Origin of the sequence: Vibrio natriegens NBRC 15636 = ATCC 14048 = DSM 759 (assembly GCF_035621455.1) — a bacterium.
GTDB lineage: Bacteria > Pseudomonadota > Gammaproteobacteria > Enterobacterales > Vibrionaceae > Vibrio > Vibrio natriegens.
Window position 1 is genome coordinate 1,538,721 of record NZ_CP141822.1, and the last position, 14,681, is coordinate 1,553,401.

11 protein-coding genes are annotated in these 14,681 nt (G+C 45.2%); 4 read left to right on the plus strand and 7 right to left on the minus strand.

The genetic code is table 11. The annotated features are described in order from the left end of the window. The first annotated feature begins 322 nt into the window (after positions 1–322). From VER99_RS07045 to VER99_RS07055, 3 genes are all read left to right on the plus strand, one after another. Positions 323–1,528: an aromatic amino acid transport family protein gene (locus VER99_RS07045; RefSeq protein ID WP_014231754.1), complete on the plus strand. Its 1,206-nt coding sequence runs from the start codon at positions 323–325 to the stop codon at positions 1,526–1,528. A gap of 245 nt (positions 1,529–1,773) precedes the next feature. Further along, entirely contained in the window at positions 1,774–2,889 is a 1,116-nt protein-coding gene (locus tag VER99_RS07050) for an HD-GYP domain-containing protein (RefSeq protein ID WP_020333234.1), read from the plus strand. Between the two features lie 102 nt (positions 2,890–2,991). Further along, entirely contained in the window at positions 2,992–3,210 is a 219-nt protein-coding gene (locus tag VER99_RS07055; RefSeq protein WP_020333235.1) for a hypothetical protein, read from the plus strand. Positions 3,211–3,284: 74 nt separating this feature from the next. On the opposite strand, the gene VER99_RS07060 is transcribed toward VER99_RS07055, so the two are convergent. From VER99_RS07060 to VER99_RS07075, 4 genes are all read right to left on the minus strand, one after another. Continuing rightward, positions 3,285–3,833: an MSHA operon transcriptional regulator gene (locus VER99_RS07060; RefSeq protein ID WP_014231757.1), complete on the minus strand. Its 549-nt coding sequence runs from the start codon at positions 3,831–3,833 to the stop codon at positions 3,285–3,287. Positions 3,834–4,106: 273 nt separating this feature from the next. After that, a complete protein-coding gene (locus tag VER99_RS07065; protein ID WP_020333237.1) occupies positions 4,107–5,885 on the minus strand; it encodes an ABC transporter transmembrane domain-containing protein in 1,779 nt (592 codons plus the stop codon). Continuing rightward, complete coding sequence (locus VER99_RS07070) at positions 5,886–7,628, minus strand: ABC transporter transmembrane domain-containing protein (RefSeq protein WP_020333238.1); 1,743 nt, start codon at positions 7,626–7,628, stop codon at positions 5,886–5,888. It abuts the gene before it with no gap. Positions 7,629–8,010: 382 nt separating this feature from the next. Beyond that, on the minus strand, positions 8,011–8,697 hold the full coding sequence (locus VER99_RS07075; RefSeq protein ID WP_020333239.1) for a DNA-3-methyladenine glycosylase I: 687 nt from the start codon (positions 8,695–8,697) through the stop codon (positions 8,011–8,013). An 86-nt stretch (positions 8,698–8,783) separates the two neighbouring features. Between VER99_RS07075 and VER99_RS07080 the strand changes: the two genes are divergently transcribed. Next, positions 8,784–8,978: a hypothetical protein gene (locus VER99_RS07080; protein WP_014231767.1), complete on the plus strand. Its 195-nt coding sequence runs from the start codon at positions 8,784–8,786 to the stop codon at positions 8,976–8,978. A gap of 87 nt (positions 8,979–9,065) precedes the next feature. Here VER99_RS07080 and VER99_RS07085 read toward each other — a convergent pair whose 3' ends face one another. Genes VER99_RS07085 through VER99_RS07095 form a run of 3 tightly spaced genes read right to left on the minus strand, consistent with a single transcriptional unit; the run spans position 9,066 to position 14,540 of the window. After that, on the minus strand, positions 9,066–11,888 hold the full coding sequence (locus VER99_RS07085) for an Hsp70 family protein (protein WP_020333240.1): 2,823 nt from the start codon (positions 11,886–11,888) through the stop codon (positions 9,066–9,068). 55 nt (positions 11,889–11,943) lie between these two features. After that, positions 11,944–13,908 carry an Hsp70 family protein gene (locus tag VER99_RS07090; protein ID WP_020333241.1) on the minus strand — a complete coding sequence of 655 codons (1,965 nt, stop codon included), beginning with the start codon at positions 13,906–13,908 and terminating at the stop codon, positions 11,944–11,946. Then, complete coding sequence (locus VER99_RS07095; protein ID WP_014231770.1) at positions 13,908–14,540, minus strand: DUF2760 domain-containing protein; 633 nt, start codon at positions 14,538–14,540, stop codon at positions 13,908–13,910. Before VER99_RS07095 ends, VER99_RS07090 begins: the two co-directional genes overlap by 1 nt. Between the last annotated feature and the right edge of the window lie 141 nt (positions 14,541–14,681).

A 14,681-nucleotide genomic window follows, 5' to 3' on the forward strand; every position in this document is an offset into this window, starting at 1 on the left:
CCTATAACAGAACATTTTCAACCATGTTCTGAATCCTCTGTTTTCACTCCCAACCATCCATAACAAACCTACCAGAAATCATATAATTAAGTTTTGCCCTGATAGTCGTGATGAGTCTCACCCGATCGTCATGAATTTTTTTGGCTGATTTCCATGTGTAAATAAAAATATACATCAATGGATTTTTATTCTTACACTTTGCTTGATCTTATCGTGAATATCCTACAATATCGGGATCATAACAAAATATGGTGTCATGTAGGGTCATTCTTACCCGATCTGGTGCTGCTAATATTCAATGTGATGTAAAGAATAATATACAATGAGTCGTTCTAAAGTGTTTGGTAGCACCCTAATTATTGCAGGGACTACAATTGGTGCCGGTATGCTGGCGCTTCCTCTTGCCTCTGCTGGTATCGGTTTTTCTACTTCCCTCGTTATTATGTTGGGTCTTTGGGCTTTAATGGCATTTACCGCCTTATTGATGCTCGAGCTTCATCAGTATGCTGAAAGCAGTGCAACACTCCATACTCTGGCGAAACAAATACTGGGCCAGAAGGGTAAATGGGTTGCCAGCTTTGCAATGCTATTTTTGTTTTACTCTTTGTGTGCGGCATACATCGCTGGTGGCGGTGCACAGTTTGGCGAACGCCTAACCCAATGGTTTGATCTTGATATTTCAGGCTCGACTTCAACCATCATTTTCACATTGATAGTGACGTTGGTTGTGACTGTTGGCACCGGTACCGTAGATAAAGTGAACCGTGTTTTGTTTGCCCTCAAACTTCTTACTATGGTTGCGGTACTGTCATTTTTAGCGCCAAATGTGACGCAATCTTACCTGCTAAGCATGCCCATCGGACAAGGTCTTATTGTGGCGGCGATTCCTGTGATTTTTACGTCTTTTGGTTTCCACGGCAGTATTCCGGCTATTGTGAACTATTTAGACGGAGACACTGCTTCATTGCGTAAAGCCGTGATCGTAGGCTCTACTATTCCTCTGGTCATTTACATATTCTGGCAAGTCGTGACGTTAGGCGTGGTCAGTCAGGATACATTGATTGAAAATGGCGGATTAAGTGCTCTTATTGGACAGTTATCACTGACGGTTCACCAATCAAATCTGGGTAACATTGTTGGTGTGTTTGCAGACTTGGCTCTATTAACCTCTTTCCTTGGCGTGAGTCTTGGCTTGTTCGAGTTCTTGGGCGATACGATCAAAGGAAGCAGTGAAAAGCCAAACCGTTTGATTGCTGCGTTAATCACGTTTACTCCACCATTAGGCTTTGCGCTGTTTTATCCGCAAGGTTTCATCATGGCATTAGGCTATGCGGCTATCGCTCTGGCTATTCTAGCGATATTTTTACCGCTGGTGATGGTTATTAAAGTCCGTCGCTCTGACGATTTTTCCGGAGAATACCGCGTAGCTGGCGGGCAGGGGGCGTTAGTGATCACAGGTATCGCAGGTACGGGAATCGTCGCTGCACAGATATTGATTACGCTTGGAGTGTTGCCAGCTTTAGGTTGATTATTCTGTCTAAAACTAAACATTTTTAAAGCCAATGGGTATGATTCATTGGCTTTTTTAATCTGGATCAGGTGAGTTGGATATATCCACTAAAAAAGTTGGCGGATGTTCGGTTTTGTTTTGTACACTTATATTGTGGTATATCAAAAATTTGAGTTGAAAAAATTTGCTCTAATAATTTACGCAATAAACTGATAAAAAGGGCTTTTTCGCTCAATACCTAGTTTGACTGGGAGAGTGGAAGTATGACACACCGTAGTTTTTATCCGTTTGCAAAACCGCTTAATGAGCAATTGCAAGCGTTGAAAAATAGGATGCAGGCACATATGCCATGCATTGACAGGGTGTCGTTCGCAAAATATCACCCCAGACAAGATATGCTCATATCTTTCGCTGACACTGAGTTTAATAACTGGGATTTAGCGCATTATGAAGCGCCACTTCGTAAACTCCCCAACTTGTATGCCGCGGCTCAAAACGGAACACCTCGTATCGTTGATGATCTCAACGACATTAATCACAGCGATCGCGTTAAAGTCCTGCTTAACTACGGGTATCGATCCTCTGCCGCAATTCCTTGCTACGAAAACAAAGTATTTACCGGCTTTGTCTTTTTGAATTCCGTTAAACCCAATTCATTTAAGTTAGAAACGCTGGATGTGCTCAAACCTTATTTTGATATGGTCGAATTTGCCGTGGAGTCGGAAGATCATGTTGTCAATGAGATCGAAAGGCTGTCTGAGCGTAAGCTATGTTCGATGCCTGGTTATTGTCCAGAGTGCTACGCCCACACCAAGAGAATGCGCCTTTACGCTCACTTGCTTGGTGTTCACCTTGCGGAACGACATAAGTTGACGGATGAAATGGTTGAACAGATTGGTATTTTCGCACAGTTCCATGCTGTGAGTGGTATCCAATTGCCGATTGATATTGCTTGTCATCGTAGTCATTTTAGCAAAGAGCAAGAGTCCATCATCATCCAGCATATTGAGCAATGTATCGAGTCGGCAGACGACACCGTTGCCCGCATTGGTAACCCCGTTCATCCGAGTGTTGTGCTATTCATGCAGATGGTGACTTATCAGTATGAAAATTTAAACGGGTCAGGCTACCCGCATGGATTGGAAGAAAAGGATGTTCCAATCGCCGCTCAAATTGTTGCAGTTGCGAACTCCTTTGACGTACTGACCACGCACCACCCAAATCGTCAGGCATGGTCTATTCCGTATGCGTTAATTGAGTTAGAGAAATGGGTAAGTGACGGTTTATTGTCTGGTGAGTGTGTCAACGTCTTGCGGGATAACCAAGTTTATCTAAAACAAATTATCCATAAATATCCAGAACACTGCTCTGTAGAATAGTGGTAAACAATGAAGGAGATGAAAATTTGACTAGGAGGATTTTATAAACAATACTGTATGCATGTACAGTATTGTGGTTTAGATTAAGTTTGGAGGTGAAGTATGTTGTGGGAAACCCTAGAAAGAGTAAACCGCTTACGCCAACAAGCACTTGCGAATTCTGAGTTTGTTCAGTCGGCCAAAGAGCATGAACAGGCTTTGCATGAGCAAGAGTATCATTACCAACCAAAAAACGCGCGTTCAGTCAAAGACAGACAAGGTAAAAAATCGCTGGCTGATATATACAAAGAAGTAGAGTTTAGCGCGGATTCTCGTCATTAATCCTTTTCATCGCTGCTGCGGCTTACACATAATAAACGCCGCAGCGCAATTGCTTTTGCATTAACTGGATGCGCTTAGAAATCCGCTTTGCGTACATAGTGCGGGTTTTTGTATTTCTTTGCTGGACCAAATGCAGAAACCACCAGTTTGTTCCACAGTGCTTTATCAAACTCACCTTTAGGGATAGAAGGGTAGAGGGTCTCTTCTTCTTCTCGGGAAAAGTTCATGTACTGCTTTTTCTTAATCTGGTTGTACTTCTTCGCTATCTGATTGTGCTTTCTTACCCACTCTAACTTGTAGTCACGAAGCACTTGTTCACCTTTGTCTTCGCTCATACGAGAAAGGAAAAGCCTTTTATAAGAAACTTTTCTGTCCAGCATGGTTCTCATGACAGTCTGAATATATTTGCCATGATGCGTTACGGTGATGTCATTTTCGTCAATAGGAGTAATACACCAGCCTTTTGGGAGAAAGTCTGGTTTCTTAAATTGTTTGTTACGTTCCATTAAAGCTTGGTGCAAAACCAAATCTGAGGTTCCGCGGAACGTTTTTTGCCATTTACCAATGCGAATTTGAATCGAGCCTGGTAAACGATAGATATTAGTAAACTTATCTTTATCCATGGACTTCAGTCATGAGATTAATATGCAATATTGAAATGTGATAACCAGCCGATCGAGAAATAGAAAATAGACTGGCTGAATTTAATTGCGATTTTACAACGACATCGCGTTAATTAGCGAGGGGTTATGTCAATTATCGGTGAGGAAATAGAAAATTATTGTCGTTTGTTGCGAAATGTAACGCTAAATTACGTCAAAATGCAGAAGTTGAATATTAAGGCGTGATTACTGCACCAAAATAGTACGCCCGTAAAATGGCTACGGGCGCATATTCTAAACCGCTTCTTCCAATTGATTTGCTTCCTCTTCCTCAATTTCTTGTAAATGTCTGCTAGCTTGTTGCAATTGATACATTTGTGCATAGCGGCCATTTTGTGCAAGAAGTGATTTGTGCGTACCTTTTTCAACTAAATCACCATGATGAAGAACCACAATCTGATCGGCATCCAAGATCGTAGACAAACGGTGAGCGATCACAATCAAAGTCATATTCTGACGTAATACCGCCAAACTCTTTTGAATCAGAGCTTCAGTGCCTGAGTCAATGTTTGCCGTTGCTTCATCCAGAATGAGAATTTTTGGTTTCGCCACTAATACCCTTGCTAAAGCGAGCAGTTGCTTCTGACCTGCGGAAAGGTTAGTTTCACCCTGACCTAGCTGAGTATCCAGCCCGTTAGGATAACGACGTATCTGCTCCGATAAACCTACCTTATCTAATGCATCCCATATTTCAGTGTCTTCAACGGGGCGTCCCAAAGAAACGTTCTCCCTAACTGAATCTGGAAGAATGTGAGGGTCTTGCTGAACCATTGCCACGTCTTTACGTAGCACATGCTTGGCTAGCGTATTGAGCGGACGGCCATCAATTAGCAATTCGCCAACTTCTGTTGGGTAAAACCCCATTAGCAGCGAGGCTAGGGTACTTTTTCCGCTTCCTGTATGACCAACTAAGGCAATAAAGTCTTGATGATCGGCTTTAATAGAGATGTCTTTTAATACTTCTTGCTTTCCATCGTAGCTAAACGTCAGGTTTTTAATCTCGATAGATCCCGTTTTGAGAACGGCCTTGTCATCGCCATACGTCTGTTCTTTTGCATCTATGAGTTCGAACACTCGCTCACTCGATACTAGTGCCTGTTGCAATAGAGCCAGTTGTTGAGTCATTTCAATCAACGGCTCAGTAACGCGACCCAGGTAACTGATGAACGCATAAAGTACACCGACACCAATTACCTCGACGCCATTGAAACCAAAGATAGCAACCAGGCTCATCAAAGCAAGACCGGCTAACAGATCCATTAATGGACGTAATAGATAGCCGTTTAAACGAATAACTCGCTTGGAAGCGACTAGGTGCTCTTCCGTTAACTCGTTAAACTGTTTATTAAAACGCTCTTCTTGTTGCATTAACTGAACAACGCTCATCCCTTGGATTGACTCACTTAAGTTAGCGTTAATGTCAGTGAGCAAGTCACGCATTCTGCGGTAGCTTTCTGTACTGAGTTGCTTAAACAGATACATAAAACCAATCACGATTGGAAGTAGCACCAAAACAACCAGTGTGAGCTGCCAGCTCATAAAGAACATAACCCCCAGCATTACGAGGATCATCACGGCATTTTTTACTACCGTCGCAATCAAGAGCTCATAGAACTGCTGGAGAGATTCGGTATCGTTAGTAATTCGCGAGACCAACTTTCCTGCGGGTGTGTAATCGAAGGCAGAAAGCGGCTGTTTGATCACGCCAGCGAACACTTGCTTACGAATCGTTTTAATGGTGTTGGTTGCGACCATACTGAACTGCAATGACTGCAAGTATTGAAAAGTCGCTGAAATCACCTGAAGTGCAATGTAGCCTGCAGCTAACGTGATCAAGACACCTTGCGAGTAATCCCCTTTGGCAATGTGTTCATCAATAAAATATTGAATCAACCAAGGCCCACCTGCGCTGGCTAATGCGGCGATAAACAGCAGACCTAACCCCTTGAGCATCGGTTTTGGCTGGGACAATGGGTAAGACAACAACCGCCTAAATGTACTCGTCTGTTTCATCTATTCCTCCTCCATTGCCTGTTCTAGTTTCTGGTACTGAAGCATTTCCGCGTACCATCCTTGGTTTTGCTCTAATAGATGATGACGACCACGCTCGGTAATATGACCGTGATTGAGGACGATAATCTCATCAGCCGATTTGAGTGCTGTTAAACGATGAGCAATCACGATTAAGGCTTGATCACGATAATGTGTTTCAAGGTTCTTCAGGATTTGGTGCTCAGTACGTCCATCGACAGCAGACAAGGCATCATCCAGAACAAGGACCTGAGCATTGAGTAACATGGCTCGCGCAATCGCAATACGCTGTTTTTGGCCACCAGAAAGCGTGATGCCTTTTTCGCCCACTTCGGTGTTGTATCCGTCTGGAAACTTCTCAATGTCATCGTGAATACAGGCCAGTTTTGCTGCTCGGTACACTTCTTCTTTAGACGCATTTGGATTACCCAATGCGATATTGTCAAAGATCGATTTTGAGAACAGGAATGGGCTTTGATTTACCACAGCAAAGCGATTTCGCCATTGCGGAAGTTGAGCGTCTTTAATTGATACATCACCGAATTTAATCGTGCCGTTTTCCAAATCATGCTGACGGAAAAGTAGCGTCAATAATGTTGATTTGCCGCTTCCAACCGGGCCAGCAATACCTAACATTTTTCCTGGCTCTAACGTCACATTGATATCCGCCAGGGCTGGCGGTAAATCCGTTGACCAGTGAAACGTATCGATATTGATTTGCAGGGGCAGAGGCTTATCTTGCAGCAGAGTGTCGCCACTGACAATTTCAGGTTGCTCATCAAAGATCTCTTGCAGACGATTCCATGCCGCCGAGCCACGTTCCAAAATGTTGAATAGGAAAGCAAACGCCAACATTGGCCAAATCATAAGGCCCAGATACATAGTGAAAGCGGTTAAGTCACCAAGAGAGAGCTCACCCTTATCGACGAGGTACGCACCTGCAGCGACGCTAAGTAAAAAGGAGATGCCAATAGTCAGTTGGATAGCTGGGTCAAAACGCGCATCCACACGCGCAACTGCGATATTCTTCGCGCCTGTGTCGTCCACTACATCTTCGAAACGCTGTTGCTCTTGCTTCTCTAGGCCGAACGCACGCAGCATACGAACACCGTTCAATGACTCTTGAGTCATATCTGACATTGTAGAAAAAGCTTCTTGCGCTATGCGGAAACGTTGGTGAAGGATACGCACAATATAGAAAATGACGATGGCAAGAAACGGCATAGGCAAAAGCGCCATAACCGTTAATTTCCAGCTAACTTGAGTCACCATCACGATAAGAACGGCAATACCTGTAATTAACGAATCTGCGGCGGTAAGCACACCTTCGCCAGCGGTCATGACAATGTTTCTGACATCATTGGTACCGCGAGCCATTAAGTCGCCAGTTTTGTAACGTTCAAAAAAGCGCGGTGGTTGAGTTGAAAGGTGTCGGTAAAGCTTGTTACGAAGGATGGTTCCTAACTCCCAACTCGCGCCAAACAGCCATATACGCCACAATATTCTGCATACGTAGATCGTAACGAATATTGCGGTAAGACCAGACAACCACATAATTAACGTGCTTGTTTCTAAAGTGTTATCGACGACACCATCAACAATCACGCCTACCGCTTTTGGCGGTATCAGTTGGAGGACAGAGATCAGTGCCAATAGTAAAATAGAGCCAACGTAGTGTTTCCATTTCTGTTTGAAATACCAACGTAGCTGCCAGAAAATTCTCATTCCGCCTCCCAACTTAACTGATTGAAATTATTATGGAACCATTATTGGGCGAAATGAAAAGTTTACAAGCACAAATATTGAGCAAACATAAATACGATATTTTGTATTGATTTTGAATATATGCTCTATCGAATTTCTCACTTTATTACTGCAACCCGCCAATGTAACAAAATTATGTGAAATTCATGTTAATAGGGTGGTTTTGGTGGTTCAGAGTGAATTGGTAACTTAAAGCGTTAAAACATAACTTTAACTGAGTTTAATCAACGCTTTAAGCCGGAATAAACTTGTGTTTTGAGAGAAAAGCGCGGCGTTAACCTAAGCTCAGAATAAGCTACCCAACCAAGCTTAGGTAAAAAAAGATAAGCACAGTCGTTACCAATTAGACGCGATTATCACCCGTGCTAAATGCGATGATTTGGCTGATTTCTGTGAGGCTTCGGTCACTCTCTTTTTGCCACTGAATAAAGGCTTTATTGGCTGCGTCCAGAGATTTCTTGGTGTCTTTACCACCTTCAATGATCTTGCAGTTGCGCAGGTAAGCCTCTACATCGTTCGAGATGATAAATGTGTCTGCACCCATTTGGCGTAAGGTATATGGCCCTGTATTTCCGCCCAAGCGTTTGCCGTGTTTTTTTAAATAAGCCCAAAGTTCGGTGATATTCTCTTGAGGCCAATCTGCAACCATTTTACCGAATGAGCCGTATTCAATGCTCGCTTCATGGATCATGCGAGCGTTAGCGGGAATCGACATCACTTTTGTCAGGTGGCGAATGATACGTTCGTCTGTCGCTTTTGTTTCCCACTGTTCGTCAGAAAGCATAAGTAATGGCTCGATTTTGAAACCAAAAAAGACCTCTTCAAAGTTTGGCCATTTTTTTCGTACCACACTCCATGAAATGCCACTTTGAAATACTTTCATTGAAAATGCAGCTAACCAACGGTCATCAGGAATAGCGGCTAACTCTGTTTTACTTAACGGGTGAGTAAGCAGGGCTTCAAGTTGGTCTTTACCGCCTTTACGTTCGGCGGCGCGTTGGTAAATCGCGCCAAATTTTTCAATGGTCATAAAAGAAGTTAGCCTTAGTAGATGTCGATGTTTGCCAAACATACTACGCTTAAGTTGCTGAATCGTAAATTGATGGAGTGTCACAAATGAAGAAGGTCACATTAACGTTTGTTGGAGAAGGTTCGGAGCGCATCGCAGAGAAATTTTATACTTGGTTAGCTGATGGCGGATTAGAAGACAGCTTGATTGAGACACTTTCGGATCGCGAAGTCTCAGTGGTCGGCATCAGTGACATGGATAACGAAACGCGTGATGTGGTGATTACGACAGAGTTGAATTAACCCGTTGTTTGTAGAGAAATCAGATAAAACAAAGCCCTTCAACGAAGGGCTTTGTGCATTTTTTTAGCATTTCTATGGAGAAAAAGCTTAGTGATGAACCAGCGTTAAACCACTTGGGAGTGCATCACCGAACACACGCTTCGATTCACTATCAGAAAGTTCTTTCACTTCTTCAACCAAAGAGACCCAAGACTCAGGTACTTTACTTTGTTTCAGCTTCGCCAGAACCTGCTCGCGATAGTCATCTGAGATGTCGAACAGGCGGTCTCCTGTTTTACGACAAATCATGACAGCCGCAAACGCGATCATTGGTTCTTTTTGCCAGTTTTGATCTAACAGTTTTGGAAGCCACTGTTCTGCTTGCTCACGGGGAATAACATTGTGCTGGCTGCCGTATAGCGGAGTACGAGATGCAAGTCGGCCCATTGCCCACCAGTGTGCTTGTTGGAATTGATTTTGGTTAATGGCTTTACTCAGGAACCACGTTGCCAAAAGCACTTTATCTTCGACTTCCAGATTTTCCAACGACGCTGACAGCCGAACCATTGACTCGTAGCCCATGTCTTGCGCAGCTTTGGCGGATTGTGGATTCTTCATTGCGCCTGGGTGCAGATATTTCGCAATGTCAGCCAAAATCGTTTCTTGCTGTTCCTGGTTTAAGCCACCAGCAATACGACGCCAGAATACCCACCAGTCTGTCCATCCTTGATGGTTTTTAAACTGAATGTTTTGTTGGTAAAGTCCCCAAATTTGTTCGATACGCCAAGAATCGGTTGGATCACCAAACCCCGGGCGCAGTGCAAAGCCCGCAAGTCGAAGCCAGTTCTTTTCATGTTGCTCTGAACGACGGCGGCGTTTTCTGCCTTGAGCAAATGCATCGAATAGCTGACGAAGCGTTGTGAAGTCCCATTCATCACGCTTACCCAGTTTCTTCTCAAGATCTTTCGCTAACGTTTTGATCTCTTTGCTGTCGGCGCTTTTCTTATTACCGCTGTAAAGACGAGCCACCAGCTCCTTACACTCATTCAACTTTGGATGAAGTTGTACGTCTTCGTTGTCGTCTGCTTGTTTGTTACGTACTTCAAACTCTAGCGCCCAACGTTTAGTGTCGTCTTCTGCGCTGACACATTCCATTTTGAGTGTGCCCACTTCCGTTAACTGGCAAGCGAGTTGTACCTCGACACGCTCTTTTTGATTTGCGTGCAGCTCAGCACCTTCGCCTTCTAATGTGGTGATGTACGGCGGAAGTGGAACAAATAAGTCAGGATCAACGTCAACCATCACACCATTTTGAATCGCAGTGTTGTTGGTCAGAGTATCGTGGGTTGAGGTAAGAAGATTAAATCGAACCGGCTCGCCAAGTGTAAGCGAGAATCGACGACCACTTAAGCGAATCTCATGGCCTTCTTCCGTCCCTTTTGCGAGCAAACAAAGGGCTTTGCCCATTTTGTTTTTCTCTTGCAGGTGCAGGAAGTAAGAACGAGCGGCACCACCACCGATTTTTAGCTGGGCTCCCCGTCGTGCTTTACCAAAGGCAACGGCACCAAGTGCGACAGACCAATCAGGATGCGGGTTATCCAAAACCGTGACAGGAGCGCCGCGCCAGTCTGAGAGTAGGGTAGTGACACGCTCTGTGACAAGGTCGCTGTTAAACACACCACCATTGAGTAGTAAGCCGACCGGAATCGCGTTTTGTTTTTCGTCTTCTATGCCAAGAGCAGATCGCGACACTTGCTGATGCTGAGTTAGGAACTCGGCTACGTGTTTACTTACTGCAGGATCTGCAACGTAAGGCAACCCAAACTCGACAACGGCACTGCGTCGTTTGTCGGGTACTTCATTAAATTCAGAAAGCGGGAAGAAGCCATCCAGGGCAATCTGGTGTACTTCTTGTTTACTCAGCGCAATGCTCTTGGTACCACCAAGCAGTTTTGAGCCGCTACCCAGCATGGTGATTTTAACTTCTTCAGGTGCATTTGAAGAAAGCAGGTTCTCTTTCGCTTTTCGGGTCTGCTGAATCAGCTTTGTTAGGCTTGCAGCTGTCAGCTTTTTGTTCTGATTGAAGCGGCTTTCTGCGAGGTGCGCGAGTGCTAAGTCGAGGTTGTCACCGCCCAGCATGAGATGTTCACCAACGCCTATACGGTCAAGGGCCAGCTCACTCTCGCTGTCATTACTTTGTTTGAACTTAGCCTCAATCAAACTTAAGTCGGTAGTACCACCACCCACGTCACAGACAAGGATCAGCGGTAGGTCTTTGAGTTCGTCGGCCGCCGTTTGTTGATGGCGTGCATACCAGTCGTAACATACCGCTTGTGGCTCTTCGAGTAGGACGATCTTCTTCAATCCGGCAAGCTCGGCCGCTTCAAGGGTGAGTTTACGTGCCGTTTCATCGAACGATGCAGGGACGGTGACCACGACGTCTTGGTCTTCCAGCTTGTTACTCGGATGACGATAGTTCCATGCCTGGCGGATGTGATTCAGATAACTTGCGCTGGCAATTACGGGTGAGACTTTATCAACGTCTTGCGCGCCAGCCCAAGGAAGAATGTCTGAGCTACGGTCGACCGCTTGATGGGAGAGCCAACTTTTTGCGCTCGATACCTGACGTCCTTCGACTTTCGCACCTAGTTCACGTGCCCATTCACCGACGATGACATTTTTAATGTCGCCAGAAACAGGCTGATTTTCCCAAGGCAAGGTTAAATCAGACGGGGAAATTTGTCCCTGAGCCGGGTGGTAACGAAAAGAGGGTAACAGCGGTTTACGAACCACTTCACCAGGACCAATTAACTGGTCGATATCAAATAGGGATACTTCGGATTGTTCAAGGTTGTCGGTGATTTCACAATAGGCGACCACAGTATTTGTCGTGCCAAGGTCAATACCAACTAGAAAACGAGGAGATGCCATACAAACCTTCGTGTATTTAAAAACGGCACCCGATTGGATGCCGTTTGATTTCTATTTATTCTTCTTCGTTTGAGTCACTTTTTGCGTCTTCACGCACATCGAACTCAACGTGCCATTTTTGACCGTTATCGGCGGCAATTGCTTCCAGGTAAAGCGTACCAAGTTCTGTCACGCGAGATGCCAGAGTGACAGGAACCACTTCGCCCTCACGACGACCTTCGGATACTGGTAGCGTTACTTGAATTTCTGGCAACTCTTCTAGCTCTTCTGGTGCCCAGTGATCAAGATGTGTACCTGCTAGGTCATCACGACGTACTGTCGAACCAAAGAACTGGAAGTTTACTGGTTGGCCGATAACCAAACCAAACTCTTGGCTTGGTACGTCAACACTTGAGCCTTCTTCCATACCAAATGGTGCCACACATAGGGCTTCCATTGGAGGTGCCATTCCAGGAATCGCTGGCATTGCGCTTTCGATACCTACGTAGTAAGCCGAAGCAATACCGCCGCGAATACGAACGCCCTGACCACGACGAACTGAGCCGTAGTAAGCCGCACCACTTGCTACTGCAAGATCGAGATCAACGCCAGTCAGACGTTTCGCCATTTCTGCATCTGCTTCAAGCAACCATTCGTTAATGGTGTCTTCTAAGCGAGAGGCCAATAGCGTTGATTTCAGTACACCACCGTTAAACAGAATCGCGGTTGGTTTGATGAAATCTGCTGATTGAGTAGCTTCAGCGCCTGGCATACCCGGCATGTTCGCAAATGGGTTGTAGTCTTGAGCGGGTGCAGACTCACCACCGCCTTGTGCGTTTGCTTGCTTAGACAAGAATGCAGCAATGTGACGCGTGATACCTGCATCCTGAGCATAAGGCAGGCCCATCTGCGTCAGTGCACCACGGTTACGCTGAACAGGGTGATCAGTAATCGCAACTTGTGGGAAGAAACCATCAACCAGCGTTTGCTGTACTTCTTCCTGCGTCAGTTCGGTCTTAAGCGTTGCGCCAAGCAGTTTAGAGCCACGGCTAGGAACAACGATTGGCACAGATTGCAGCTCGCTGTCGTTCAGAAGCGCTTCTTTGGCATCGCGGCAAGCGTGTGTCATTGCCTGAACTTGCCACGGTTGTAGATCTTTACCTTCTTGCGCAAGCTTCATTTTCAAGCGGTACGCAAGGGCAAGGTCCATGTTGTCACCGCCAAGTAGGATATGTTCGCCTACTGCGATACGGCTAAGACTCAGGTTACCGTCGTCTTCAGTTACTTCCACCAAAGATAGGTCGGTTGTACCACCACCGATATCAACCACCAGAACGATATCGCCGACTTCAACTTCGTCACGCCATTTGTCGTTGCTGTTGTCGATCCAGTTGTAAAGCGCAGCCTGAGGCTCTTCTAGTAGTGTCAGATGCACAAAACCAACGTTGCGCGCAGCTTCTGCCGTTAGGTCACGTGCCGCTGGGTCGAACGATGCAGGAACGGTAATTGTCACATCTTGCTCAGCAAGCTTGTGATTAGGGTGAGTGTGGTTCCAGGCGTCTTTTAGATGCTCAAGGTACAACTCGGTTGCACGAAGAGGGGATACTTTTTCAACTTCTTCAGGGCTACCTGCAGGCAGAAACGCATCACGACGGTTTACGCCGCCATGACAAAGCCAAGATTTAGCACTGGCAATCAAGCGAATTGGCGTTTTTGAACCCAGATTACGAGCAATCGCACCAACCAGTGCTTTAGGCTCGCTAGACCACGGCAGTACGCGTGATTGAGGATTCATTTCGTGTTCGTGAGGTTGGTACAGGAACGAGCCAAGTTGGCTGCGAGTTTCTACTGTGCCAGGTGCCGTCAATTGTGGAATCGGCATAACTTCTACACGAGCATCTTCATCGTGAGTATCGACAAAAGACATCACACAGTGTGTCGTACCTAAGTCGATACCAACGCTAAATTTAGGCGACTGTTGCTCTGGCGTCTCTTGGATGTTTTCTTCTTGAGAAATGTTTTCTTGGTTCATGTGTTCCATTACAGCTCAACCTCGGCTGGAGCGATGACTGATGCATCGTAATTTTCAGCCAGTTTAGGCAAGTTCATTGATGTAGCCTTCCAGCCCTTGTGAACCAGTGTTCCGTGGAATGGTGCACTGCCTGTAACATTGCCAGTTAGGCGAATTTCTTGTGGGTTAAAGTTTTCTTCAACCGTAATGCGGGTTTCTTCGTCTTCGTTACGTACGTGTGCAAGCGTCACGTAATCGCTTAATACTTTTTTACCACCAGTGTGGATAACGCGAGCAGCTGCGCCAACTTCTTCATCTGAGAATGACGTTAAGTCTTCTTGTAGGAAGTCAATTAGGCGAGCTTCTTGCTGCATAATAGAAAGCAGTTGCATTGCAGAGTCAGTAGAAGCAGTTGCCAGTTTTGATTCAACTTCAACAACCTTTTCAACCACTTTTTCTACTTCAACGACTTTTTCAACTTCTACGATCTTCTCGACAGGTTTTTCAACCTCGACGATTTTCTCAACCGGCTTTTCTACTACTTTCTCAATCACTTTCGATTTACGTGATACAGCAACCAGCAAAAGCAATACGCTCGAAGCAGCAAGACCAGCGTGAAGCATATCGAACGTTTGAGGAATTAGGTTCAAATCAATGTTCATGACGTTTTTTCTCTTTCTATTGATTCATTGGTGCATAGGCTCAATGTGTTTATTAAATTGATCGTCTTTGCGATCTTGCACCAAGTTTAGACACTAAAATGATGTCGGATGTTAGCATATTCAAGGCTTAACGCTGTAATA

Bases quoted from the DNA above. Each gene is read 5' to 3' on its own strand.
- VER99_RS07045 (WP_014231754.1), top strand. From the start codon at position 323: ATGAGTCGTTCTAAAGTGTTTGGTAGCACCCTAATTATTGCAGGGACT.
- VER99_RS07050 (WP_020333234.1), top strand. From the start codon at position 1,774: ATGACACACCGTAGTTTTTATCCGTTTGCAAAACCGCTTAATGAGCAA.
- VER99_RS07055 (WP_020333235.1), top strand. From the start codon at position 2,992: ATGTTGTGGGAAACCCTAGAAAGAGTAAACCGCTTACGCCAACAAGCA.
- VER99_RS07060 (WP_014231757.1), bottom strand. From the start codon at position 3,833: ATGGATAAAGATAAGTTTACTAATATCTATCGTTTACCAGGCTCGATT.
- VER99_RS07065 (WP_020333237.1), bottom strand. From the start codon at position 5,885: ATGAAACAGACGAGTACATTTAGGCGGTTGTTGTCTTACCCATTGTCC.
- VER99_RS07070 (WP_020333238.1), bottom strand. From the start codon at position 7,628: ATGAGAATTTTCTGGCAGCTACGTTGGTATTTCAAACAGAAATGGAAA.
- VER99_RS07075 (WP_020333239.1), bottom strand. From the start codon at position 8,697: ATGACCATTGAAAAATTTGGCGCGATTTACCAACGCGCCGCCGAACGT.
- VER99_RS07080 (WP_014231767.1), top strand. From the start codon at position 8,784: ATGAAGAAGGTCACATTAACGTTTGTTGGAGAAGGTTCGGAGCGCATC.
- VER99_RS07085 (WP_020333240.1), bottom strand. From the start codon at position 11,888: ATGGCATCTCCTCGTTTTCTAGTTGGTATTGACCTTGGCACGACAAAT.
- VER99_RS07090 (WP_020333241.1), bottom strand. From the start codon at position 13,908: ATGGAACACATGAACCAAGAAAACATTTCTCAAGAAGAAAACATCCAA.
- VER99_RS07095 (WP_014231770.1), bottom strand. From the start codon at position 14,540: ATGAACATTGATTTGAACCTAATTCCTCAAACGTTCGATATGCTTCAC.